Source organism: Caproiciproducens sp. LBM24188 (genome assembly GCF_054130445.1).
In genome coordinates, this window is the sequence record NZ_CP196862.1 from 2,439,302 (window position 1) to 2,464,183 (window position 24,882).

The 24,882-nt window shown below is 47.5% G+C and carries 18 protein-coding genes, 5 tRNA genes and 3 rRNA genes; 8 read left to right on the plus strand and 18 right to left on the minus strand.

Going from position 1 to position 24,882, the window contains the following annotated elements; all coding sequences use genetic code 11:
* Nucleotides 1-30 precede the first annotated feature (30 nt).
* The 9 genes from hprK to ACSVDI_RS11520 all read right to left on the minus strand — a co-directional run bounded on the left by hprK (nucleotide 31) and on the right by ACSVDI_RS11520 (nucleotide 8,546).
* Nucleotides 31-996 carry an HPr(Ser) kinase/phosphatase gene (hprK, locus tag ACSVDI_RS11480; RefSeq protein WP_457943071.1) on the minus strand — a complete coding sequence of 322 codons (966 nt, stop codon included), beginning with the start codon at nucleotides 994-996 and terminating at the stop codon, nucleotides 31-33.
* A gap of 31 nt (nucleotides 997-1,027) precedes the next feature.
* Complete coding sequence (locus ACSVDI_RS11485; RefSeq protein WP_457943072.1) at nucleotides 1,028-1,183, minus strand: hypothetical protein; 156 nt, start codon at nucleotides 1,181-1,183, stop codon at nucleotides 1,028-1,030.
* Nucleotides 1,184-1,330: 147 nt separating this feature from the next.
* Nucleotides 1,331-1,415: transfer RNA gene (locus ACSVDI_RS11490), tRNA-Leu, on the minus strand.
* Nucleotides 1,416-1,525: 110 nt separating this feature from the next.
* Nucleotides 1,526-2,212 (minus strand): FadR/GntR family transcriptional regulator, encoded by a 687-nt coding sequence (locus ACSVDI_RS11495; RefSeq protein ID WP_457943074.1) that lies wholly within the window; start codon nucleotides 2,210-2,212, stop codon nucleotides 1,526-1,528.
* A 1,203-nt stretch (nucleotides 2,213-3,415) separates the two neighbouring features.
* Nucleotides 3,416-3,532: ribosomal RNA gene (gene rrf / locus ACSVDI_RS11500) — 5S ribosomal RNA — on the minus strand.
* Nucleotides 3,533-3,675: 143 nt separating this feature from the next.
* A 23S ribosomal RNA gene (locus tag ACSVDI_RS11505) occupies nucleotides 3,676-6,507 on the minus strand.
* Nucleotides 6,508-6,638: 131 nt separating this feature from the next.
* A tRNA-Ile gene (locus ACSVDI_RS11510) sits at nucleotides 6,639-6,715 on the minus strand.
* A gap of 74 nt (nucleotides 6,716-6,789) precedes the next feature.
* Nucleotides 6,790-6,865, minus strand: a tRNA-Ala gene (locus tag ACSVDI_RS11515).
* Between the two features lie 159 nt (nucleotides 6,866-7,024).
* Nucleotides 7,025-8,546, minus strand: a 16S ribosomal RNA gene (locus ACSVDI_RS11520).
* Together the 16S, 23S and 5S rRNA genes with 2 tRNA genes alongside form the textbook arrangement of a ribosomal RNA operon.
* A 730-nt stretch (nucleotides 8,547-9,276) precedes the next feature.
* On the opposite strand from ACSVDI_RS11520, the gene ACSVDI_RS11525 reads away from it, so the two are divergent.
* Nucleotides 9,277-10,026 carry a MerR family transcriptional regulator gene (locus tag ACSVDI_RS11525; RefSeq protein WP_457943076.1) on the plus strand — a complete coding sequence of 250 codons (750 nt, stop codon included), beginning with the start codon at nucleotides 9,277-9,279 and terminating at the stop codon, nucleotides 10,024-10,026.
* Nucleotides 10,027-10,166: 140 nt separating this feature from the next.
* On the opposite strand, the gene ACSVDI_RS11530 is transcribed toward ACSVDI_RS11525, so the two are convergent.
* The 3 genes from ACSVDI_RS11530 to ACSVDI_RS11540 form a co-directional block, all read right to left on the minus strand.
* On the minus strand, nucleotides 10,167-10,484 hold the full coding sequence (locus ACSVDI_RS11530; RefSeq protein WP_457943077.1) for an L-rhamnose mutarotase: 318 nt from the start codon (nucleotides 10,482-10,484) through the stop codon (nucleotides 10,167-10,169).
* Nucleotides 10,485-10,567: 83 nt separating this feature from the next.
* Nucleotides 10,568-10,903, minus strand: a complete 336-nt coding sequence (locus ACSVDI_RS11535) for an arsenate reductase family protein (RefSeq protein WP_457945640.1) — start codon at nucleotides 10,901-10,903, stop codon at nucleotides 10,568-10,570.
* Nucleotides 10,904-10,945: 42 nt separating this feature from the next.
* On the minus strand, nucleotides 10,946-11,161 hold the full coding sequence (locus ACSVDI_RS11540) for a DUF1653 domain-containing protein (protein WP_457943078.1): 216 nt from the start codon (nucleotides 11,159-11,161) through the stop codon (nucleotides 10,946-10,948).
* Nucleotides 11,162-11,334: 173 nt separating this feature from the next.
* Between ACSVDI_RS11540 and ACSVDI_RS11545 the strand changes: the two genes are divergently transcribed.
* A complete protein-coding gene (locus tag ACSVDI_RS11545; RefSeq protein ID WP_457943079.1) occupies nucleotides 11,335-11,697 on the plus strand; it encodes a VOC family protein in 363 nt (120 codons plus the stop codon).
* A 97-nt stretch (nucleotides 11,698-11,794) separates the two neighbouring features.
* Here the strand turns inward: ACSVDI_RS11545 and ACSVDI_RS11550 are convergent, their stop codons facing one another.
* Nucleotides 11,795-12,847 carry an aldose epimerase family protein gene (locus ACSVDI_RS11550; protein ID WP_457943080.1) on the minus strand — a complete coding sequence of 351 codons (1,053 nt, stop codon included), beginning with the start codon at nucleotides 12,845-12,847 and terminating at the stop codon, nucleotides 11,795-11,797.
* Nucleotides 12,848-12,886: 39 nt separating this feature from the next.
* Nucleotides 12,887-13,843 carry an ROK family protein gene (locus tag ACSVDI_RS11555; RefSeq protein WP_457943082.1) on the minus strand — a complete coding sequence of 319 codons (957 nt, stop codon included), beginning with the start codon at nucleotides 13,841-13,843 and terminating at the stop codon, nucleotides 12,887-12,889.
* Between the two features lie 287 nt (nucleotides 13,844-14,130).
* On the opposite strand from ACSVDI_RS11555, the gene ACSVDI_RS11560 reads away from it, so the two are divergent.
* The 5 genes from ACSVDI_RS11560 to ACSVDI_RS11580 all read left to right on the plus strand — a co-directional run bounded on the left by ACSVDI_RS11560 (nucleotide 14,131) and on the right by ACSVDI_RS11580 (nucleotide 17,217).
* On the plus strand, nucleotides 14,131-14,325 hold the full coding sequence (locus ACSVDI_RS11560) for a hypothetical protein (RefSeq protein ID WP_457943084.1): 195 nt from the start codon (nucleotides 14,131-14,133) through the stop codon (nucleotides 14,323-14,325).
* Nucleotides 14,326-14,349: 24 nt separating this feature from the next.
* Nucleotides 14,350-15,039 (plus strand): sugar transferase, encoded by a 690-nt coding sequence (locus tag ACSVDI_RS11565; protein WP_457943085.1) that lies wholly within the window; start codon nucleotides 14,350-14,352, stop codon nucleotides 15,037-15,039.
* A gap of 241 nt (nucleotides 15,040-15,280) precedes the next feature.
* A complete protein-coding gene (locus ACSVDI_RS11570) occupies nucleotides 15,281-16,336 on the plus strand; it encodes a M23 family metallopeptidase (protein ID WP_457943087.1) in 1,056 nt (351 codons plus the stop codon).
* An 88-nt stretch (nucleotides 16,337-16,424) separates the two neighbouring features.
* A tRNA-Leu gene (locus tag ACSVDI_RS11575) sits at nucleotides 16,425-16,511 on the plus strand.
* A 244-nt stretch (nucleotides 16,512-16,755) separates the two neighbouring features.
* Nucleotides 16,756-17,217: a hypothetical protein gene (locus tag ACSVDI_RS11580; protein ID WP_457943088.1), complete on the plus strand. Its 462-nt coding sequence runs from the start codon at nucleotides 16,756-16,758 to the stop codon at nucleotides 17,215-17,217.
* A gap of 554 nt (nucleotides 17,218-17,771) precedes the next feature.
* Here the strand turns inward: ACSVDI_RS11580 and ACSVDI_RS11585 are convergent.
* From ACSVDI_RS11585 to thrS, 4 genes are all read right to left on the minus strand, one after another.
* The gene (locus tag ACSVDI_RS11585; RefSeq protein WP_457942479.1) at nucleotides 17,772-19,046 is read right to left on the minus strand and encodes an IS110 family RNA-guided transposase; all 1,275 of its coding nucleotides are present in this window, start codon (nucleotides 19,044-19,046) and stop codon (nucleotides 17,772-17,774) included.
* 366 nt (nucleotides 19,047-19,412) lie between these two features.
* Nucleotides 19,413-19,486 (minus strand) — tRNA-Gly (locus tag ACSVDI_RS11590).
* A 65-nt stretch (nucleotides 19,487-19,551) separates the two neighbouring features.
* Nucleotides 19,552-20,070 (minus strand): DUF4358 domain-containing protein, encoded by a 519-nt coding sequence (locus ACSVDI_RS11595; protein WP_457943090.1) that lies wholly within the window; start codon nucleotides 20,068-20,070, stop codon nucleotides 19,552-19,554.
* Nucleotides 20,071-20,580: 510 nt separating this feature from the next.
* Nucleotides 20,581-22,521, minus strand: coding sequence for a threonine--tRNA ligase (gene thrS / locus ACSVDI_RS11600; RefSeq protein WP_457943091.1), 1,941 nt, complete (start codon nucleotides 22,519-22,521; stop codon nucleotides 20,581-20,583).
* A 621-nt stretch (nucleotides 22,522-23,142) separates the two neighbouring features.
* Between thrS and rny the strand changes: the two genes are divergently transcribed.
* Nucleotides 23,143-24,753, plus strand: a complete 1,611-nt coding sequence (rny, locus tag ACSVDI_RS11605) for a ribonuclease Y (protein WP_457943093.1) — start codon at nucleotides 23,143-23,145, stop codon at nucleotides 24,751-24,753.
* The last annotated feature ends 129 nt before the right edge of the window (nucleotides 24,754-24,882 follow it).

A 24,882-nucleotide genomic window follows, 5' to 3' on the forward strand; every position in this document is an offset into this window, starting at 1 on the left:
AATTTGTTTGCAGGCAGGCCCAAAACGGCTTTATATATCAAGTTCCAGTTTCTTTTCCTGCTCCTGCATGGTGCTTAAATCCATGCCAAGGCTCTGCAGCAGTTCCTGCGCTGCATTGTAGCCCATCTTTTTCTGGCGGTTGTTCATGGCCGCTACTTCAATGATGACCGCGAGGTTTCTGCCCGGCTTGACCGGAATGGTCAGCACGGGAACCTTAATGCCCAAAATTTCGGTAAACTCGCTGTCAATGCCCATGCGGTCATAGACTTTTTTGCTGTCCCAAATTTCCAGATTGATTACAAGATCGATTTTTTCGGTCAGCTTAACGGCGCCCATACCGAAAATTCTTCTCGCATTTATAATGCCTATGCCGCGCAGTTCAATAAAATGCCTGATATTGGAGGGAGCCTGTCCCACCAGGGATCTTGCCGAAACCCGGCGAATTTCCACCGCGTCGTCCGCAATCAGCCGGTGCCCGCGCTTAATCAGCTCAATGGCCGTTTCGCTCTTGCCGACGCCGCTGTCGCCCACCAGCAGGATTCCTTCGCCGTAAACCTCGACCAGTACGCCATGGCGCGTGATGCGGGGGGCCAGCTCTACATTCATGAAAGCAACCAGCGCCGCAACCAAACTGGATGTCGTATCCGGCGTGCCAAGCAGCGGAATGTTGTTTCCCTTTACCGCGGCCAGAAGCTCCGGCATGGGCTTAATATTTCTTGCAATAATCGCCGCCGGCGGTTTTTTGGAAAAAATCTCGTTCAGCACCTGCGCGCGCGCTTCCGCTGAAATGGAGTTTAAAAAAGCGGTCTCCGCGTTGCCGAAAATAATAATGCGGCTGCGGTCATAGTAATCATAGAAACGATTCAGTTCCAAGCCTGGGCGGTTTACATCTGGGGAAGAAATCATAATTTCTTCCGGGTTGCCGGGCATATAAATTTCATCCAGGGAAAGTTCTTTGATTACCTTTGCCAAAGATACCGTATATTTTGAATCCATAAAACCCCCGCTCTCCATATTGTTACATTTATTATAGCTCAATCAGCGTCCAGTTTAAAGCATCTAGCAAAATTTGTTTGTCCGCTTTCTGCCCTTTGCCTAGGCTTGCCATAAAGATGACTCCGCCGCGCGCTGCACCTGCTGCCATAAGGTAAAAGTTTTTAGGACAGTACAGATGGGTATCCAAATTCCACCAGCCTTCAGAGGATTACGACTGGCGACGGAATCAGTGGTACACGAGCCGTTCCTGAAAACCCAATCGGCCTTATTAGGCCAATTACGTAAAAAAAGAAACCTGAAAAACCAGCATATGCGGCTTCTCAGGTTTCTTAATTGGTGCGCGAGATGGGACTTGAACCCATACGTCATACAACACACGCCCCTCAAACGTGCCTGTCTGCCAATTCCAGCACTCGCGCGAATCAGCGTGTTTAATTATATCACCACTACTAGACGCTTGTCAACTATAAATTAAAGCTTTTTCTACATTTCTTGCAGTAATTTTTTCCATTTATTCTTGACATGAATTTTAGTCTTCCTCGATACCAAAACCGCGCATCGCATGGATGATATGAAGTTTCATTGCGGTTTTCGCACCCTCCGCATCCCGCTTCTCCAGGAAATCCATGATAATGTGATGATCGGTCAGCGTATTTTGCACCATTTCCTCCCGGGCATCGGCAAGAACAACTCCTTTGTCAATGGCACGATACAAAATCGGCATGAGACGGTTCATAAACTCGTTGTGGGTCGCATTAGCAATCGCTTTGTGAAACATACGCTCCGCTTCGGTACGGTCCTGCTTCTTCAGAATCAGCTCTTCTTCCAGGCGGCCATAAGATAAAATCCGCTCCAGTTCTCGGTCGGTCGCACGTTTTGCGGCGTAATAGGCGGTCTCCGGTTCAAAAATCAGCCGCATTTCATACAGATCTTTAATATCCATTGGAAAAGCGGACAGCTCTTTCAAACCGATGTTCCCGTCGGCATTCACTCCGTTTTTTACGTAGGTTCCGCAGCCCCGGCGAATCTCCAACACATTGTGGGCAGCCAGAATCCGCACCGCCTCGCGAAGCGTGGTTCGGCTGACCCCTAAGGCAGCGGAAAGTTCGTTTTCATTTGGAAGCTGATCTCCCACCTGAAACTTATGCTCTACTGTAATCATGGATATGATTTCTTCCGCCACGGTCTCCGCCAGGTTTTTTCCTCCTGCTGCCATTGCACATTCCCCCAAATCAGATAATCTTATTATATCCGACCGGGGAAAATCCTGCAAGTGTTACAGAATTCGACGGTCAAAGCCAAATACATATTCTTTCTTGTATGAACGTATTTAAACGCAGCATTCCGGTATATGCCCCTGTACTCCTTTATCACTTTCTTCCTTATAAAGCTCGTTAAGAACATCGACATCGTCATGTCAGTCGAGATCATCTCGATCATAGCCATATATAATGTTAATTTCTGTTTTATCGTTTCAACGCTTTGGTTTTCCTTTTCAAATTCTTTTGCCATGCGGTGGTATGCGTTAAACGTTGAAATAACCTCAAAACCACCTACCATATTATTGATTACCCCTGTGTACTGCGCTAACGAGAAGGATACGGATAATTTCTTTTTCATGAACTTTTTCCGGAAAAGAAGGTTACACCAATCGATAAAACGGTCATAACCAGAATAACTGTTCCATGAATGATACTTTAAGAAAACAACATTGCTATGGCAACCAACGACATAGTGATATAACTAATCAAACAATGCGTTCAAATAATCCTGTTCATACAAATTCATATCATTTGTTAATATGGATATGTATTCTGAAGTAAGATTGTTATTTTTCATGGCATTTTCCAATATCTTTTGCTTCAGCTGAACCAAAATATTTTTGGTTAATTTAGTCTGAAAGCCTTTTCTTAAACGAGCAACCATTAATACCATAATAAGCAGAGCAACCGATTTTATAATGATCGATAGAAATGATTCATTGGAGTAACCCGACACTCGGTCAATAATCATCTTTACTGTATACGGAAATACAAGACATGTAATCCCATCAAAAATCATAAAAGCAATCGATATAATAGAAAGAAAAACTTTTTAATTTAAACCTCCAATGTGTCAATAACTTATTTTTGTTAAAAAGAAAAGCGCAGGAAATTCCTACGCTTAATCATGACACAAAAACGAATTGTATGTCTAAGCACCGTGGTCATCACTATTTTTGTTCTATTAATAAAAATAAAAAAGATTTGTCAATATGCTTTTAAAGACTTTTGTTCTACTTTTAGTTTCAGTTGTCATAGCATTTAAATGGAGTCAAATAGGATGGGGTGCAGTAATACAGAAATCCCCGCTAATAGAATCAGCGGGGATTGTTAAGTATTATAAAATAAAAAAGAACGTCTAAATAGACGTTCTTTTGTGTTGGCACCTTCCTATTGTCCCGGGCCGTCGCCAGCCAAGTATCTTTGGCATCGATGAGCTTAACTTCCGTGTTCGGAATGGGAACGGGTGGACCCTCATCATCATCAGCACCAACTATATATTATTCTGATAAACAGAATAATCATTGAAACAAGATACATTCCATTAGGAATACATTGTGTACACTGAAAACTGAATAAAGATGTGAAACAGAAAGCGCCATGCAGTGTGCACTGCATATTGGGCAAACCAAAAAATATGGTCAAGCCCTCGGCCTATTAGTACTGCCAAGCTGAACACGTTACCGTGCTTACACACGCAGCCTATCAACCTTGTAGTCTTCAAGGGGCCTTACCAGCTTACGCTGTGGGATATCTTATCTTGGAGCCGGCTTCACGCTTAGATGCTTTCAGCGTTTATCCGATCCGCACATAGTTGCCCAGCTGTGCCATTGGCATGACAACTGGTGCGCCAGAGGTGCGTCCATCCCGGTCCTCTCGTACTAAGGACAGTTCTCCGCAAATATCCTGCGCCCACGACAGATAGGGACCGAACTGTCTCACGACGTTCTGAACCCAGCTCGCGTACCACTTTAATCGGCGAACAGCCGAACCCTTGGGACCGAATACAGCCCCAGGATGTGATGAGCCGACATCGAGGTGCCAAACCTCCCCGTCGATGTGGACTCTTGGGGGAGATCAGCCTGTTATCCCCAGGGTAGCTTTTATCCGTTGAGCGACGGCAATTCCACTCTCATACCGCCGGATCACTAACTCCAACTTTCGTTACTGCTCGGGCCGTCACCCTCGCAGTTAGGCCAGCTTGTGCGTTTACACTCTAAGGCACGGTTTCCGTCCGTGCTGAGCTGACCTTTGAGCGCCTCCGTTACTCTTTTGGAGGCGACCGCCCCAGTCAAACTGCCCGTCTAACAATGTCCCCCGGCCGGATTCACGGCCGCAGGTTAGAATTTCAGCAACTTAAGAGTGGTATCCCAAGGACGACTCCGCCGCGGCTGGCGCCACGGTTTCCCAGTCTCCCACCTATCCTGTACATAAGCTACCGAAACCCAATATTAAACTGCAGTAAAGCTCCATGGGGTCTTTCCGTCTTGTCGCGGGTAACCGGCATCTTCACCGGTACTACAATTTCGCCGGGCGGGTAGTTGAGACAGTGCCCAGATCATTACACCATTCGTGCGGGTCGGAACTTACCCGACAAGGAATTTCGCTACCTTAGGACCGTTATAGTTACGGCCGCCGTTTACTGGGGCTTCAATTCGATGCTTGCACATCTCCTCTTAACCTTCCAGCACCGGGCAGGTGTCAGCCCCTATACGTCATCTTACGATTTGGCAGAGACCTGTGTTTTTGCTAAACAGTTGCCTGGGCCTATTCTCTGCGGCCACATTGCTGTGGCACCCCTTATCCCGAAGTTACGGGGTCAATTTGCCGAGTTCCTTAACTACCCTTCTCCCGTTGGCCTTAGAATTCTCTTCCTGTCTACCTGTGTCGGTTTGCGGTACGGGCGCCTCAGATATACATAAGACTTTTCTCGCCCTGATTCATGCATACTTCCCTACTCTAATTTCGGTCCCTTACGCCCGGGGCAACCATCGCCCGGGTTATGCACTTCTCAGGTGTCCTCTTACTTAAATCTTTTGGCGGCTACGGAATTTCAACCGTATGTGCATCGGCTACGCTTCTCAGCCTCACCTTAGCTCCCGGCTTACTTGGAGCGGACGAACCTTCCTCCAAAAACCTTAGACTTTCGGCCAATATGATTCTCACACATTTCGCGCTACTCATTCCGGCATTCTCACTTGAATAAAGTCCACCAGCGCTTCCGCTCTGACTTCACCCCTTATTCAACGCTCTCCTACCATTCCTTACGGAATCCCAAGCTTCGGTATATGATTTAGCCCCGTTAAATTTTCGGCGCAGGGTCACTCGACCAGTGAGCTATTACGCACTCTTTTAATGAGTGGCTGCTTCTAAGCCAACATCCTGGTTGTCTGTGCAACCCCACATCCTTTTCCACTTAACCATATTTTGGGACCTTAGCTGTGGGTCTGGGCTGTTTCCCTTTTGACAACGAAACTTATCTCACGCTGTCTGACTCCTGTACATCAATTCTCCGGCATTCTTAGTTTGATAGGCTTCAGTAACCTTTCGGCCCCTAGACCATTCAGTGCTTTACCTCCGGGAATCTAATACAAGGCTAGCCCTAAAGCTATTTCGGAGAGAACCAGCTATCTCCGGGTTCGATTGGAATTTCTCCGCTACCCACACCTCATCCGCTACCATTTCAACGGGAGTCGGTTCGGTCCTCCATGGGGTTTTACCCCCACTTCAACCTGGACATGGGTAGGTCACCCGGTTTCGGGTCGAATACATCTGACTTCATACGCCCTATTCAGACTTGGTTTCCCTGCGGCTCCAGACCTGAAGTCCTTAACCTTGCCAGATACATTCACTCGCCGGACCATTCTACAAAAGGTACCCGATCACCCTTTGACGGACTCTCGGTGCTTGTAAGCACAAGGTTTCAGGTTCTTTTTCACTCCCCTTCCGGGGTCCTTTTCACCTTTCCTTCACAGTACTCTTCTCTATCGGTCACTGGGTAGTATTTAGGCTTGGAGGGTGGTCCCCCCATCTTCCCACCGGGTTTCACGTGTCCGGCGGTACTTTGGATACGGCTAGGCGCTTTCCTTTTTCGCATACGTGACTCTCACACTGTTTCGTTGGCCTTCCCATGCCATTCTGCTAAATTCCAGCATCCACATTGCCGTCCGAACCCCGGGGATATTGCTATCCCCGGTTTAGCCTCTTCCGCTTTCGCTCGCCACTACTCGCAGAATCTCGTTTGATTTCTCTTCCTCGCCCTACTTAGATGTTTCAGTTCAGGCGGTTCCCTCCGTATACCTATGAATTCAGTATACGGTGACTGGACATGACTCCAGCCGGATTGCTCCATTCGGATATCTATGGATCAATGCCCACTTACGGCTCCCCATAGCTTTTCGCAGTTTGTCGCGTCCTTCATCGGCTCCCAGTGCCAAGGCATTCCCCTTGCGCTCTTTGTAGCTTGACCATGTGTTTTCTTGGTTCTTTGAAATTGTAGATTTAATTATTTCTAATTAAAAATAACTTCTTTCTCGCTTTATCTGCTTCTTCTTTATTCAGTTTTCAATGTACACGTGCAAACAACATCGTTGTTTGCTTTGGTGGGCTTAAGTGGACTCGAACCACCGACCTCACGCTTATCAGGCGTGCGCTCTAACCGGCTGAGCTATAAGCCCATATTTCTGGCTAGAGGCTATCCGGTTTAATTCTTGTGCCCATATAGCCACATTTGTTTTTCGGGCTGTGCCCGTGGTGGAGATTAACGGGATCGAACCGTTGACCTCCTGCTTGCAAAGCAGGCGCTCTCCCAGCTGAGCTAAACCCCCATTATGAAAGGCAGCGTCACTCAGGTTGTTCTACCCTTGTTTCCACTTCTTGAAAGCTCTTTTCAGGGCCTTCAAAATTAAACAACGTTTTCAAATTAGGCTTCCGTAACCGACCTTGGATGTTAGACCAGTTTCTTTCAACTGGTCAGTTCTCCATAGAAAGGAGGTGATCCAGCCGCACCTTCCGATACGGCTACCTTGTTACGACTTCACCCCAGTCGCCAATCCTACCTTCGGCAGCGTCCCCCTTGCGGTTAGACTACTGACTTCGGGTATTACCGGCTCCCATGGTGTGACGGGCGGTGTGTACAAGGCCCGGGAACGTATTCACCGCGGCATTCTGATCCGCGATTACTAGCAATTCCAACTTCACGCAGGCGGGTTGCAGCCTGCGATCCGAACTGGGACCATTTTTAGGGTTTTGCTCCACCTCGCGGTCTTGCTTCCCTCTGTTAATGGCCATTGTAGTACGTGTGTGGCCCAGGTCATAAAGGGCATGATGATTTGACGTCGTCCCCACCTTCCTCCGTTTTGTCAACGGCAGTCTGATTAGAGTGCTCTTGCGTAGCAACTAATCACAAGGGTTGCGCTCGTTGCGGGACTTAACCCAACATCTCACGACACGAGCTGACGACAACCATGCACCACCTGTCTCAACTTTCCCCGAAGGGCACCTAACGCATCTCTGCCTCGTTAGTTGGATGTCAAGACCTGGTAAGGTTCTTCGCGTTGCTTCGAATTAAACCACATACTCCACTGCTTGTGCGGGCCCCCGTCAATTCCTTTGAGTTTCAACCTTGCGGCCGTACTCCCCAGGTGGATTACTTATTGTGTTAACTCCGGCACGGATGGGGTCAGACCACCCACACCTAGTAATCATCGTTTACGGCATGGACTACCAGGGTATCTAATCCTGTTTGCTACCCATGCTTTCGTGCTTCAGCGTCAGTTAAAGCCCAGTAGGCCGCCTTCGCCACTGGTGTTCCTCCCGATCTCTACGCATTTCACCGCTACACCGGGAATTCCGCCTACCTCTACTTCACTCAAGCCCCACAGTTTCAAACGCAGTCTATGGGTTAAGCCCATAGTTTTCACGCCTGACTTGCAGAGCCGCCTACGCACCCTTTACACCCAGTAAATCCGGACAACGCTTGCTCCCTACGTATTACCGCGGCTGCTGGCACGTAGTTAGCCGGAGCTTCCTCCTTGGCTACCGTCATTTGTTTCGTCACCAAGGACAAAGGTTTACAATCCGAAGACCTTCTTCCCTCACGCGGCGTTGCTGCATCAGAGTTTCCTCCATTGTGCAATATCCCCCACTGCTGCCTCCCGTAGGAGTCTGGGCCGTGTCTCAGTCCCAATGTGGCCGTTCAACCTCTCAGTCCGGCTACCGATCGTCGCTTTGGTGGGCCGTTACCCCGCCAACTGGCTAATCGGACGCGAGTCCATCTCTCAGCGGATTGCTCCTTTGATACCAATGCCATGCGGCCTCGATATGTTATGCGGTATTAGCATCCTTTTCAGGATGTTATCCCCCTCTGAAAGGCAGGTTACTCACGCGTTACTCACCCGTCCGCCACTAAGTGATTCAAAAGCAAGCTTTCGAATCACTCCGTTCGACTTGCATGTGTTAGGCACGCCGCCAGCGTTCGTCCTGAGCCAGGATCAAACTCTCTAAAATATTGTATATAAATCACTCTTTCGAGTGTTTACATCAAATATTCAGAGCTTGAATCGCTCGAAATACGATACACTAACGTGTATTCTGCTGTCTTTTTTCTTAAGTGACAGCCAACTTCGTAAATCCTCAAAGTCTTTCAACTTTTCCGGAATCTTTACGGGTTCCTAATTCGTTACGTTGTTTAATTTTCAAGGTCCTGCGCTGTCATATTAGCAGTTTCGGTTTTTATTGACCGGCTTGCCGTTTCAGACGAGCGTGATATTGATTATATCACAGTGTTTTGTGTTTGTCAACATCTTTTTTGAAGTGTTTCGAAATGTTTTTGAAAACCACATTTCTACCGCAAATTCAAGCTTTTTCGCACGCCGTTTCTCAGACAGCTCTGCTAGTTTAACACTTCCAGCACAGAATGTCAACACCCTTTTTCAAAAAAAGTTAATTTTTTTCGTAAATAGTCTTCCCTCTGGTTTTTCTGTCATTCATAATGGGCAAATCAATATTAAAATCTAATAATAAAAGCCTGGCTGGCGGATGTTTTGCAAAGCTCCGGCTGAAAGCAATCTGCTATACACTATAAAAACACAATATATACAAAATAAAATGAAAAATACTCTTGACTCCTACGCTGCGTCATAGTTTATTCTTGAAGTAATCGCTGAGAAAGCTGTAAAAACGTCCGACAGAACAGCTTTCATCAGTGGCAAAGTTTAAAGCCTGGGAGGCGGTCAGAATGAAACTGAAAATCAACGAAACCGCAAAGCTAACCGGAATCAGTGTGCGCACATTGCAGTATTATGACAAAATCGGGCTGCTTCATCCGGATGAAACTACAGAAGCCGGTTACCGGCTGTACGGGGAACCCGCACTCGAACGGCTTCAGCAGATTTTGTTTTTCCGGGAACTTGGATTTCCGTTGAAAGAAATCGGTCAAATTCTGAACGATCCCTCGTTTGACCGGAACAAGGCATTAGAAAACCACCGAAACCTGCTTGTTCTAAAACGGAACCGGCTGGATGGTCTAATTGCCCTGGTCGACCAGACACTGAAAGGAGAATCAAACATGAGTTTTCAGGAATTCGATTTAAGCGAAATCGAAGCCGCAAAAAAGCAATACGGGCAGGAAGCGATGGAACGTTGGGGAAACACGGAGGCTTACCAGGAAAGCGTGCACCGCACAAAGCAATATGGAAAAAAGGAGTGGGCGAGTATTTCCGGGGAATTTGACCACATTTTCCGGCAATTCGCCGCAAAGCGGAGTTTAGGCCCAGCCCACCCAGAGGTTCAACAGTTGGTTGCGGATTGGCAGAACTTTCTTACGGAGAACTTTTATCACTGTACGGATGAAATATTGTCCGGTCTGGGACAGATGTATACGGCGGATGAACGATTCACCAAAAATATCGACGGAAAATACGATGACGGTACTGCCGACTTTATCAGCCAGGCGATTGCAGTATTTGTAGAAAGGAAACGGTCATAATACAAAAGCCGAGCCGCTGTACCAAGTAAAAATCTCCAATCATAACCCGAAAACAGCTTTTCTATAAAAGAAAGTGCGGTAAGAGGAATGGAAATTCCACTTACCGCGCTTCTTTTTGTGATATAAATTGTTATGTAAAATTATTTTAGATAAAACACTTCCCGAAGCATCGGCTGTGCGCCGGTCACGGGATCCATTTCCATCACCATAACATCTTTCATATATTCATTCCATTTGTCCACAACTGGGCTTTCTGCCTGTACTTTTGCCGCGTAGTCAGCACCCTTTTCGCACTCATAATATCCGAACAGCTCGTTGCCCACATTCCAGATGCTGTAATTGCAGATTCCTGCCTGTTTAAGCACCTCTACCATTTCAGGCCAGATTTCCTTGTGGCGGCGGGTATACTCCTCCAATTTTCCTTCCTTAACGGTTGCTTTCCATGCATAACGTTCCATTTTCCATTCCTCCATCCTTAGTTTTCAAATATGATAATTATAAAATAGAATACAGCAAAAACACCGCTGACCGTATAAACCGGTCATTCCCATGTCTTCCAAACATCCGGACAGTAACCGACAGTCGCCTGTCTGCCGTTGCGCACAATCGGCGTGCGGAACAGCTTCGGGTTTTCCAGCAGCTTTGCCTCCCGGTCTTCCTCGTAAGCAAGGTATTTTACCAGTGCGGCATCGGGGGACTTTGGGTCAATCAGCGGCTCCAGGCCGCCCACCGCCTCTTTCACGGAACGGAATTCCCCCTTGCTCATACCGTATTTGGCAACGTCGATAATCTGATATTTTATGTTCCGTTCTTTAAAGTAGCGCTCCGCTTTTTTAGTGTCGAAGCACTTTGCCTTTCCAAAAATCTGTATATTAATACCTACTGCCGTCCTTCCCTTTGTTTCTTATCGTGCGCCGCTTTATTCTCCAAGGTAGGTAAAGCGGCGGAAAACCTGGCCATCCCGCTCCACGGTTTCGTTCCACATAGAAGCAGGGCGCACCCAAATTCCACGCTCCCCGTAAAGGGCCTGATAAACTACCATGGGTTCCCCCGTTTCTGAATGGGTGGCAAGATACAGAACGCGGTATTCATTTCCCTTAAAATGGCGGTACCGCCCCGGCCTGATTGTTTCCATTGTATGACTCCAGTTCAATCTAGATTTTATTCCATTAAGATTTTTATTATAGATATTATAGCACAGGATGACAGGAAGAAAACAAAAATATTCCATTCGTATCTAACGAATCATTGAAAAGCAGACCCTATTCGGTTATACTAAAGCCAAAAACAGACCGGAGGCTGATTCTTATGAAATCAAGGTTTTTACACGCAAACTTAAATGTAATGGATTTGGAAAAGAGCATCGCTTTTTATGAGAAAGCGCTCGGACTGCACGAAGTGCGCAGAAAAAGTGCCGCCGACGGTTCCTTTACACTGGCGTTCTTGGGAGACGGAGAAACCGATTTCCAACTGGAGCTGACCTGGCTGCGTGACCGCAAGGAGCCCTATAACCTGGGGGACAACGAATCTCACCTTGCATTCCGGGTAGAGGATAAAAAGGCCGCCTACGCGCTGCACAAGGAAATGGGATGCATTTGCTATGAAAATCACGACATGGACCTTTACTTTATTTCCGACCCGGACGGATACTGGCTGGAAATTCTGGAGTAACCCTGAATTTTAGGAGTGCCCCGGAGAAAAAAGAGCCGCTTCCAGCTGGAAGCGGCTCTTTTTTATTGGGGTTGAGAAATATCCTGTATGTAAAAAATTACCGGACTGCAAATTTATAAGTAGTAGTGCGATGGAACTTTTCGCCGGGTTTCAGATTTGCATAAGGGAATTCCGGATGATGCACGGAATCCGGGAAGAACTGCGTTTCCAGGCAAACCGCATGATGCACGGTATGCGAAACGCCACCATTCAGCTTTTCCGGTTTATCGAAATTATCCGTGTAAACCTGCATACCGGGCATATCGGTAAAGACCATCATCACGCGGCCGCTGGCCTGATCGTAAAGTTCGCCCACCTTGCGCATGCCCTCGCCCTTCAGGACGTAGTTATGGTCATATCCGCCGCATTTTTTCAGCAGGGGATCATCGGCACGGATATCCTGACCGATGGTCTTGGACCGGTTGAAATCATACGGAGTTCCTGCGACCGGAAGCAGCTTTCCGGTCGGAATCAACGCGTCGCTGACCTCGGTGATGAAATCCGCGTTAATCTGCAGTTCGTTGGAAAGAATATCCTTGCGGGGATTGCCAGTAATGTTAAAATACGCGTGATTGGTCAGATTTATGGGCGTTTCCTGGTCGGTTTCCGCCTGATACTCGATAATCAGCGCATTGTCTGTAGAAAGCGTATAGGTAACGGTCGCCTTTAGATTACCGGGGAACCCACATTCGCCATCTTTGCTGAGATATTCGAACGTAATGGAGGGCGCATCGTCGTTGTTGTCGCTGCGTTTCAGCCGCCAGAATTGGTTCTGGAATCCACCCGGGGCGCTGTGCAGGGAGTTTTCCCCGTCGTTCGCCGTCAGGGTATACTCTTTGCCGTTAATGGAAAAACGTGCTCCGCCAATGCGATTGGCAAAACGACCGATCACCGCACCGTGCACGTCGCCCGGTCTAAGGTACTCCTCGAACGTGTCGTGACCCAGCAGCATATTGGCATACTCGCCGTGTTTGTCCGCTGTAAGCAATTTAATAATGCGGCAGCCGTAATTGGAGATCTGAGCCGTCATGCCGCTTGTATTTTTCAGGGTGTATAAATCCGCCACCGTACCGTCCGGCATTTTGCCGAACACTGATTTTTCAATACTCATGAATCTTCCCCACTTTCCTTTTATCGTGCTTACCCGTCCTTACGCGCCGAGCAGTGCCGCACCAATGATACCGGCGTCGTTGCCGAGCTGTGCCCGGCAGATAACCGTATTCTTGGCAGTATAGCGCGTGGTATAAACCTCTTTTGCCACCAGTTCACGAAGCGGTTTCAGCAAAGTTTCCCCTTCGTTGCAAATGCCGCCGCCAATGCAAAGAATATCCGGTTGGAGCGTATTGATGCAGTTTGCAAGGCCGCAGGCTAAATAACCGATATACTGGTCCACGACCTGTTTGCCCGTCGGGTCGCCCGCGCGCATGGCATCGAACGCCGTACGTCCAGTGACATTTTCCAAACTGCCGTTTGCCAGGGTCCAGATCGGCCGCGTATGGTCGCTGACTTCCTGCATGGCTTCCTTGGTCATATTGATTAGACCGGTGGCGGAAGCGTAGGTCTCCCAGCAGCCGTTGCGGCCGCAGGTGCAATGCCGGCCGTTGTAAACAATCACCGTATGGCCCATTTCACCAGCCGCATAGTTAAAGCCGGAATAAACCTTTCCGTCAATAATAATGCCGCTGCCAACGCCAGTTCCCAGCGTAATGGCAAGCCCGTTTTTCGCACCCTTCAGAGCGCCCGCCTTATATTCGCCGTAAGCCGCGGCGTTCGCGTCGTTTTCCACAATGACTTTTTTATTCAGACGCTTTTCCAGCAATTCACGCAGCGGATAGTTGCTGAGGAACAGATTGTTGGAAAATTCCACTACACCATTGTCACGGTTAACCGTACCTGGTGTGCCAATGCCAACCCAGGGGATATCGTCAAGGGTAAGGTTTGCGTTTTTCAGCGCCTGCAGCGCGGTGGTGGCCAGCTGCTCACACAAACTTTCCGGTTCGCAGGGCACTTGGGTTTTCTGCTTTGCCGTAGCTAAAATTTGGTAGCTTTCATCTACCACGCCGGCAGCAATATTCGTCCCACCCAGGTCAATACCAAGATAATACATAATTGGTCCCCCTTATAGTGATTCTGTCGAATTACAGTTTTCCTTAGTATAGCATTGTAAACTCCGTATTGTAAATATATTGCAGCGATAAAAATTGTTTTGGCTTTCACAATGTGATATAATAGTCAAATCATCTGAGGATGATTTGACATTCGAAAAATTGCTGTGCGGCGCGCAGCGCCTTCCCGCCTATGGCGGCGCAATTTTTTAGGTTGACTACATAATGATTCCTGCGGTCGTGTTTATAAATAGACTGTGATAGAATAGACATATCATCTAAGGATGATTTGACATTCGAAAAATTGCTGTGCGGCGCGCAGCGCCTTCCCGCCTATGGCGGCGCAATTTTTGGGGCTGACTACATAATGATTCCTGCGGGCGTGTTTAAACAACAGAAAAAGGACAAATATTTCTTTCAGGCAGGCTGGCATTACGGTTTCTTCTTTCTTCCAAACGAAAGCAAACCGTGGCCGGCTTTATGAAACCACAAAAAATGGGGTATTGGTGTGAACTATCGCGAACTTCCGGAAAGTATGAAAAATGAATATACGGAGCAGTACTGCGCTCTGCTGAATAAAAAATGGTACTCCCTGGCAGTGAAACGCATTTTCGATATTGCGGTTTCCCTTGTCATTCTGGTGATTCTGTCCCCCTTCTGCCTGATTCTGGCCGCGGCGATTAAGCTGGACTCGAAAGGTCCCGTGTTCTACCGTCAGGTACGAGTCGGACGTTTCAACCGCGATTTTAAAATTTTCAAATTCCGCACGATGATACAAAACGCCGACCAGGTCGGCCCGCCCCTCACCTTAGGGGAGGACCCCCGGATTACGCGGGTAGGAAGACTGATCCGCAAGTTGCGGCTGGACGAATTTTCGCAGATTCTGAACGTACTGGGCGGCAGTATGAGCCTGGTTGGGCCAAGACCGGAAGTACGGAAATACGTAAACGCCTACACACCCGAATATATGGCAACTCTCCTAATCCGTCCCGGAATCACCGCGTCCTCCAGCATTGCGTTTAAGGACGAAGATAAAATCCTCAACGCGGGCGGCGATCCGGAGAAGGTATATGTGGAAAAAATCCTGCCGCCAAAAATGGAACTAAATCTACAGTATTTACGCAACATCGGATTCTGGAACGACATTAAGATTCTGTTTCAGACCGTCGGCGCCGTTTTCCTATCAAAAAACAGCTAATATTGTGACATATCCCCCATGCCCCCTTGTTTTAGGGCATGGGGGATTTTCTATTTTGGATGAACTCAGCCAGGCTTCTTAGTCTGCACAAGCAATACCCACTATACTTTCACAATAAACCGGAAAAATTTGCGATAATTTTGCGTTCCGCCCCATAAAAATGAAGTTAGAAAGTTTTCAGAATAATAAAGCGGGTGATTGCTTGATTTGCCGGTTTTCAAAAAGCACGAAGCTGGTTATAATGACACTGGTTGTCGCCTTACTCTCCGTTCTGGTTGCTGCTCCTTGGAACAATACTCCTGGGAGCCACATTGCATGGGACAATGCCGCAAAGGACGCGGGCACGACCACCGTGGCGGTGGAAACAAACGAGAGCGGAAACGATTACATTAAGTGGGTGGATTTCAGCGTTTCCTACCTTGCCATGCAGAAAGCGCTGAATATTGATATTGAATCCCACAAAAACGGCCAGCCGGTCAGCTGGATTGAACTTCTAGCGTATTTGGGCGCAAAATACGGGGGTAATTTCTCCAAATGCAAAAGCAACGACATGGACGCTCTGGTGGCAAAGCTACAGTCACAAAGCATGGATGAACTGACAAAGGGAATGAAAAACTACTCCTATTATTTTCAGGCCTACACAGCCGTATTAGGCGGAATGGTAGGCACCTACAAAGTAAACGGAGAGGAAAAGTACGGCTTGATGGGCTTTTCCCCGATTGCAAAATTTTACCCTTACAGTGACTCGGATGATTTCGGGAATCGACGCACCTACGGCTTTACTCGAAAGCATCTGGGGCACGATATGATCGCCGCCACCGGCACGCCTGTCATCGCAGTAGAATCCGGGATTGTGGAAGCTTTGGGCTGGAACCAATACGGCGGCTGGCGTATCGGCATCCGCAGTCTGGACCAGCACCGTTACTATTATTACGCTCACCTGCGCCAAAACCGGCCTTACGCGGAAGGCCTGACCGTCGGCAGCAAGGTGACGGCCGGTGACGTAATCGGCTACGTGGGGCATACCGGGTACAGTACCACGGAAAACGTCAACAACATTCGGCTCAGCCATCTGCATTTCGGTTTGGAACTGATTTTTAACGAAAGTCAAAAAGAATGCAACAACGAAATCTGGGTGGATGTGTACCCCCTTGTCAAGCTGCTGCGCAAAAACCAGATGGAAGTGGTGCGGGACAACGTGACCAAAGAATACCACAGCAAAAATAAAATCGAAATTGTAAGCTATTCCGCAAAACCAATTCCGCCAGTTCAGCCCGCGCAAGTAAAAAAGAATTGATTTTGCTGAATCGCTATGCTATAATAGCAACTGTTGATTCGCCGTATGGCAATTCAACAGTTGCAAGGAATTTTAAAAGAAAAGATTTGCCGCTGTGGTGAAATTGGCAGACACAAGGGACTTAAAATCCCTCGGTAGCGATACCGTGCCGGTCCGAGTCCGGCCAGCGGCACCAGTATGGAACTTCTCCAAACCCAGTATTCACTCGGGTTTGGAGATTTTTTCTTTAACGGCCGAATTGCAGGTTGGCGGATACCGTTGAAAATCAACTCGTTGCAGGGAAAATATTCTCATGACAAAGCCGGGTCCATGACCCTTTCTACATCCTTGAATCAATGGAATTTCAGACATACTTCCACTACGCAATCGCCAGGCAGAAAGGAACTTCACTTTCTTCATTGCAGGAGGAATGACGTTGCATGAACAGAAAAAGATGGATCTCTATCATCTTAACGATGGAAATCGTGATTGTAATTGCCTCCATCTCGATGTTTCTATGGAATTTTTGCCATTTGGGGACATCGGAGGCAGAGACTATCAAATTAAACTGGAATATTGATTTGACCGCGGGCAGCGAGGATATTTATTACAAAGATATCGGCCCGTCTTTTCATGGGGATGGTTCAAGAATCAGCGTCATGAAATATCCGGATTTTGATGCTGTCGAAAAAATAGTGAACTGGCAAGATAGTCCCAATAAAGAGATGGAATCCAAAGTATCCGATATTCTGACCAACGAATTGCAAATTGATGCGAAATACATGCCCGATTTCAAAACACCCTACAAATATTATTGTTACAAGAAAGATAGTCTGAACACAATCTACCTCATCTATAAGCCATTTGAAAATTATCTGTACGCGGTGGAAGATTTATACTAGTTCTTTTGCTCACTTTCATTGATTTGAAAACAGCAATTGGTAGACCGTAACGGCACGGTCTATCCGCCAGACTATAAACTGTGAATCCGAATCAATTCGTAAAAAATAATAATAGGTCCTCCCTTAATAAAGTCTCTCATACTTAATTTGTCTTCATTTTTCATAGATTTTCATGTTAATCTGGTTGAGCCTTTACTCCAGATACTGCGATTTAGCTGGTAGTTTTGTGGTTTCAGGCAGAGCAAATAAAACCGCATATGTTTTATCTGTCTCGGCCATCGGGATCCCACATCAACTCCAAGCAGCAAACCTCCCATGTCTTCCGGCATCGAATGTGCCTAATTCCTTCGTCCTGCTTATCCTGGAGGTGGAACGTCAATCATGCTCCTAAACTGGGTCTATGCCCTAAAGGTGAAATTCAACTTGACTGCCCCGGCTCTTCCTTTTCAAAGTGCAATTTGGTGCCCACTATTGCTGTAATCGTTGTACCTGATTCCACTTGCTGCGGCCGGCAAGTTTCCTCAAATACCGCTGCCTTGCTTGTCTCAGGAGGCTTATGCCGCCTTCATCGACCGGTTCATATCGTTCATCATTTTCTTTGCGTCATAATCGTTACCTTTTGTAAGTATTGCAAATATAACTCGAATTAACTTCCCGCACAGGGCTATGACCGATTCCATCTTGGTCAACGGGTTGTTTTCCCGCGTCAGGTTCCTCCTGTGGATCGCCCGGAATTCCTGATTCGTTGCCAACATGGTAATGATCGCTCGGAACAACCCTTCACGGAGTCGCTTCCTTCCTCTCTTACTGATAGTGGTTTTCCCCTTGTGCTTACCAGAACTGTTCTCTCTCAGGCTCAAGCCCGCCATTTTCTGTATCTGTCGAGGATCATGGAATCGGTGGATGTCTCCGATCTCGCTGACGATGACTGCCGCCGTCACCATCCCGATTCCTTTTATGTCCAAAAGTTTTGATGCATTTGGCACCCTTAACAACAGCTCCTGCATAAGCATTTCAGTTTCTTGCTTCTGCCGGTCGATCAACTCATATTGTGTCAAAATATTTTGCAATGCTGCTTCTGCCGCCTCTGAGCCAGCGGTCCTGCCGATAGACTCCGAAGCTGCCTTTACCAATCTTTCAGCCCTTTTCAAGCTTGGCCGTTTCATCTCCTGCCGCCAGGTCTTCATTAGACCTGCCACCCCGGCTGTTACCACTTTTTGGGGTGTCGAATGATGTCTCAATGTCAGCCAGGCAGCGTCTCTGTTCCAATCCTTGAACACTTCACTGAATTCCGGAAAGCGGATGTCCAGCCAGCGTAATACCTGATTACTTAATATGGTCAGCTGCTCCAACAGCCGTTCCCTCTCAGCTACTGCTTCCCTGAGTTCCTGGAACAAATCTTCCGGTATGTATACCTCCCGAAATCTCCCGTCCTTCACCAGCATGGCTATGGTTTTCGGATCCTTCCGATCATTCTTGGTTGGGCTGTTATCATCCAACTCTTTTGTACACTTTACGTGAAACGGATTCACTATCCCGAGCCGATGGCCTTGTCTTTGCAGGTGATCCCCCAGCGTGAACCAGTAGTGCCCTGTAGGCTCAAAACCTACAATCGCCTCGGTTTTTCCATGCTCCCTCATAATTTCCTGCATCCAGTTTTCAAGAGACTCATAACCTTGTCTGGTGTTACTGAACCTGAGGAGCTTTGCTAGTTCTAATCCTCTGAAATCAAAAGCTCTGGCATAGTGTGCTTCCTTTCCTACGTCTATTCCGACGATAAGGGTTTCAAATTTGATTTGCAAAATCTTCTCGTTTTGTGTACGCTTCATATTAGATGCCTCCTGTATTTTTTGATTGTGGTTACCGTCACGCAACTCACATATCAAATTCTACAGGTTGGCATCTTCTTTTTCAAAGTTCATTTTTATTCCTTACAGGAATGCTCCTATAGTAAGAAAAAGTGCACTGTATACTTGCAGTGCACTTTTTAGCAGGATAAAGTTTTTCTGTATGAACCTATTAAAATAGTTGACTTGCATAGTGTAACTTTGGCATAGCAAACTATTATTTTCATCATCTATTGTGAGCCGGAAATACCGATGCATCAAAAGTCAGACCGTGAGCCATTTCTCCCGTAGATACAACAAAGTCCCTGCTTTAAGCAGGGACTTTGTTGTATCACAATTCTGATGATATGGAGCGGAAGACGGGAATCGAACCCGCGTATTTAGCTTGGGAAGCTAATATTCTACCATTGAACTACTTCCGCGAAGTGATTTTTATTTTACCATAAACTCCACTCAGATGCAAGACCGATTTTATAAGAATGATAAATTACGAATTCGGCGATAAAATATCATTAAACAGCTTTTCATCCGCGGAGGTAGTGTTTCCAACGGAAACCAGCACATACTTCCCGTTTTGAACAATGATAGCATTTTTCAGTTCATTGTACTGCGCCGGATTCAATGATTTATATCCCGCCGCTTTCGAAGTTAAGTGTTGGTTAATCGCCGCCTGAAGCTGTGTAAACTTTGCGTTGTCAATCAATAAAAAGCAGGCGAGTTCCGCCGCATTGTCCGACGATTTGCTCATATAAAGCGAGCTGTCGGAAATGACGCCTTCCGGAATGTTGTAGTGTTTGGAAAGCTGGGTCGGATTCACTTCCATTAAATCCGTATACTTTTGTTCGCTGATGATACGGACCGTAATCTGAGAGGCGGAAGGACCGGCGACCTTTTCCCTACGGCTGTTCAGCAGAAAATAACTGCCTGTCAGAATCGCCAGCGCAGCAACCAGCGCAATGACAGAAAACAGCACCAGCCGTCTGCGGGTGATGGAATCCTTATCCACGCTTCTCCCACCTTTCGTAAACTGTTCATAGTATTTTACATTATTTCTCAAAGCAATTAATTCTAGTATAGAATAATGATGATTTATGCATAATTTTATCATTCAATTTCAATTTATTTTATGCACTTGGGAATAGCACTGCAAATTGAAGTAACTTAACATAATCTTTAAAAATATTTTACCGTTTTACGCGCCGAAAACAATTACTTCAACACTTTCCACAAAGTTTTCAACCAACTAACCGTGGACACGTCCACGGTTTTTTTATTTTTCAACACGTTTCGACATTTTTTTGCAAAAAAGCGGCGAAGTATTTGGCTTTTCAAGAGGTTAACATAACATTTATACACCACCGCGTCCTGTCTTTTCCACCGCTCGCAAAATCCGTAGCAGAATACCATATCATATATTATTCAGCGACAGAACCGTGATGACACAGAATTCTTAAACGCGCGATGTGCAGATAGAAAAAATGGCCGGATGCGTTTCGCATCCGGCCAAAAAGTTCCATTAATCCTTTGTTTTGTCTGCTACTTCCTGCAGCGCTTTTTCTAGGAACGCGCTCAGTTCCATGGTACCAAGGTCTCCACTCTTGCGTCTTCTGACGGAAACCGTGCCGGTTTCCACTTCCTTGTCACCGACAATCAGCATATAAGGAATCTTCTGAAGCTGTGCTTCGCGAATCTTGTAGCCGATCTTTTCGCTGCGGGTGTCCACCGTGGCGCGCAGCCCGGCTGCCTGTAGCTTTTCCAGAATCTTCGCGGCATCGTCGTGCAGGCGGTCGCTGATCGGAAGGATACGCACTTGCTCCGGCATCAGCCACATTGGCAGCGCACCGGCATATTTTTCAATCAACAGGGCAAGCGTACGTTCGTAGCATCCGATGGATGTACGGTGGATAATATACGGATTTTTCTTTTTGCCATCCGCATCCACATATTCCATACCGAATTTCTCTGCAAGCATCTGGTCGATTTGAATGGTAATCAACGTGTCTTCCTTGCCGAATACATTCTTAATCTGAATATCCAGCTTCGGTCCGTAGAACGCGGCTTCGCCGACCCCTTCCACATACGGAATCTCCAGATGATTCAAAATCTTTCTCATGACGCCCTGCGCTTCGTCCCACTGTTCCTGCGTGCCAATGTACTTGTCTCGGTCGTTCGGGTCCCACATAGAGAAGCGGTAGGAAACATCTTCGTAAAGGCCCAGCGTTTTCAGCATGAAAATCGCCAGTTCCAGGCAGCTTTTGAATTCCTGCTCCAGCTGAGCCGGCGTGCACATCAGGTGGCCTTCCGAAATGGTAAACTGACGCACGCGGATCAGGCCGTGCATTTCGCCCGACGCCTCGTTACGGAACAGCGTGGAGGTTTCGTTGTAGCGCAGGGGGAGATCCCGATAGGAGCGCTGCTTATTCAGGTAAGCCTGATACTGGAACGGGCAGGTCATTGGGCGCAGTGCGAACACTTCGTCGTCTTTTTCCGGGTCACCCAGCACAAACATACCGTCGCGATAATGGTCCCAGTGACCAGAAAGTTTATACAGGTCGCTCTTCGCCATATAAGGCGTCTTCGTCAGCAGCCAGCCGCGCTTTTGCTCCTCGTCCTCGACAAAGCGCTGCAACAGCTGAATCACGCGCGCGCCGTTCGGCAGCAGAATCGGCAGGCCCTGGCCGATCAGGTCGCTTGTGGTAAAGTAGCCAAGCTGCCGGCCAAGCACATTATGGTCGCGCTTTTTCGCTTCTTCCACGCGGGCCAGGTAAGCGTCCAGTTCGCTGTTCTTCGGGAAAGAAATGCCGTAAATACGCTGAAGCATCTTATTATTGGAATCTCCGCGCCAGTAGGCAGCCGTTGCAGCCGTCAGCTTAACGGCTTTGATGCAGCCCGTGCTCATAAGATGCGGGCCGGCGCAAAGATCTGTGTAGTCGCCCTGTTTGTAAAAGCTGATCTTCTCGCCTTTTTCGGAATGCTCCTGAATCAGTTCCAGCTTATACTGCTGGTGTGCTTTTTCCATCAGCTCCATAGCAGCGGAGGGTTCCAGCTCAAAGCGCTCAATTGGAAGATTTTCCTTGATGATCTTCTTCATCTCTTCTTCGATATTTTTCAAATCGTCCGGCGCAAGTGAACGGGGCAGATCGATGTCATAATAAAAACCTTCGTCAATGGCGGGGCCGATAGCGAACTGCGCTTCCGGGAAAAGGCGCTGCACTGCCTGAGCCATAATATGGGAAGTGGTATGCCAATAGGCCTTTTTGCCCTCCGGCTGGTCAAACGTAAGGATTTCCAAATCACAGTCCTCTGTAACCGGGGTACGCAGGTCCACAACGGTTCCGTTTATTTTGCCGGCACATGCCGCTTTATACAGGCCCTGTCCAATGCTTTTTGCAATTTCGGCGACAGTAATCCCATTTTCAAACTCTCTGGGCTCGCCTTTCAGGTTAATCTTCAACATATCATTCACTCCTTATTTTTTCGGATTCAGTCATCGCATCAAACGGATGACCAAATAACGGAATGCAGAATAAAAAAAGCCCTGCCCCAATACACTGGGGCAAGGCTATGCTCGCGGTTCCACCCGGATTCAGTGACAACAGTCACTCTCATTGCTGCTTTAACGGAGCAGTCCGGCGTGCCTTTGGCCTACGCGTTCGGCACACACTCAGGGGTGGTAGCCATTGTGCTTCTTTTCGCCACGCGCGCTTGCAGCTATTGCGCACGCTCTCTGCTGCAATCCAAAACACGGCTTCCCCGTCATCGTTTTCAAGCTATTCTGTTTATCGTTATCTGTTATCGTAGCACCAGCTTTGGCACTTGTCAAGTGGGAAATCAAATTTCACGGAAAAATACAAATTCACCCGAAAAATACTTCCTTTGCAGGATAAAACTTATTAAATAATGGAATTTTTTAAAAGAAATTTCTATGAAATGATACTAAAACGGTAGGAACAAATTGTATATTTGATTATGCGAATAGTAGACAATATTTCTTGACAGCAGGGTACCAAAAGTAATACAATTATTGGTATGATGCATTAATATGCATTAATGGGATTAGCGCACCCATAAAATTAAAATGAAAAAATATGAAAAAGATTTGAAAGACAAGGAGGTGCCAACACATTTGTCTACTGTCAGTACAACAGCTTGCATTATAATTGCGCTTGTCTGCGCAATTATTTCCGGCGTCGTTGCTTTTTTTGCAGGTATTAACCACCGAAAGAAGCAGGCCGAATTTGCAATCGGTTCCGCAGAGCAGGAAGCTAAGCGGATTGTCAGCGACGCAATAAAGACCGCGGAAGCGAAAAAGAAAGAAGCTATTCTGGAAGGCAAAGATGAAATCCACCGTATGAGAAGCGAATCGGAGCGGGAGCTGAACGAGCGCAGGAAAGAAGTTCAGCGGCAGGAACGGCGGATTCAACAAAAAGAAGAAACTCTGGACAAGAAAATGGAAAGTCTGGAGGCCAAGGACGAAATTCTAACCAACAAGAACAAACAGGCCGACGACCGTCTGGCGGAAGCCGAAGCCGTCCGCAAAAGCCAGTTCGACATGTTGGAGCGCATTTCCGGGTTCACCGCGGATCAAGCCAAAGAGTACCTGCTGAAAAATCTGGAAGATGAGCTCACCCATGAAAAGGCCGTCAAAATGATGGAATTCGAGCAGCAAACACGGGACGAAGCGGAAAAAACGGCGCGCGAAATCATTTCCATGGCGATTCAGCGCTGTGCTGCAGATCATGTTGCGGAAGCAACCATTTCCGTTGTACCGCTGCCCAATGACGAAATGAAAGGCCGTATCATTGGCCGTGAAGGCCGGAACATCCGTGCCATTGAAACCATGACCGGAGTCGATTTGATTATTGACGACACGCCGGAAGCAATCACACTCTCCTGCTTTGAGCCTGTGCGACGCGAAGTAGCCAGAATTGCTCTGGAGCATTTAATTGCGGACGGAAGAATACATCCCGCGCGCATTGAGGAAATGGTTGACAAAGCCCGCCGTGAAGTGGACGCCACGATTAAGCAGGAAGGCGAGCGTGCCGTAATTGAGGCCGGCGTTAACGGAATTCATCCGGAACTAGTAAAGCTGCTTGGCCGTTTGCGTTACCGCACCAGCTATGGGCAAAACGTTTTGAACCATTCTCTTGAGGTAGCCTGCCTGTGCGGCGTAATGGCCTCGGAACTCGGCCTTGACCCGACCATGGCGCGCAGAGCCGGACTTCTGCACGACATTGGCAAGGCCCTTGACCACGAAATGGAAGGGTCCCATGTGGATATTGGCGTTGATGTGGCCCGCAAGTACAAGGAAAGCGAAACCGTCATTCACGCGATTCATGCGCACCACGGCGATGTGGAACCGAAAACCGTCATTGCTTGCCTGGTTCAGGCAGCCGATGCGATTTCCGCAGCAAGGCCGGGTGCAAGAAGGGAAAATCTAGAAAACTACATCAAGCGGCTTGAGAAGCTGGAAGAAGTTGCTTCTTCCTTTGAAGGTGTGGAACGTTGCTTTGCGATTCAGGCCGGCAGAGAAATTCGTGTTATTGTAAAGCCGGAAGCCATCAGCGATGATAAAATGGCGCTGTTGGCAAGAGATATCTGTAAGAAAATCGAAAGCGATCTGGAATATCCCGGTCAGATTAAGGTTAACATTATTCGTGAAAGCCGGGCAATCGAGTACGCGCGATAATGCGGCGATGAAAACGGTAACTGCGAAAATAACTGGGGAACGGCTTTGCTGTTCCCCTTTTTTAACATTAAAAACACGGGGCATCGGCAGGCAGAACCCGCCGGCAAATGGTTCCGCATACAGGAGGGT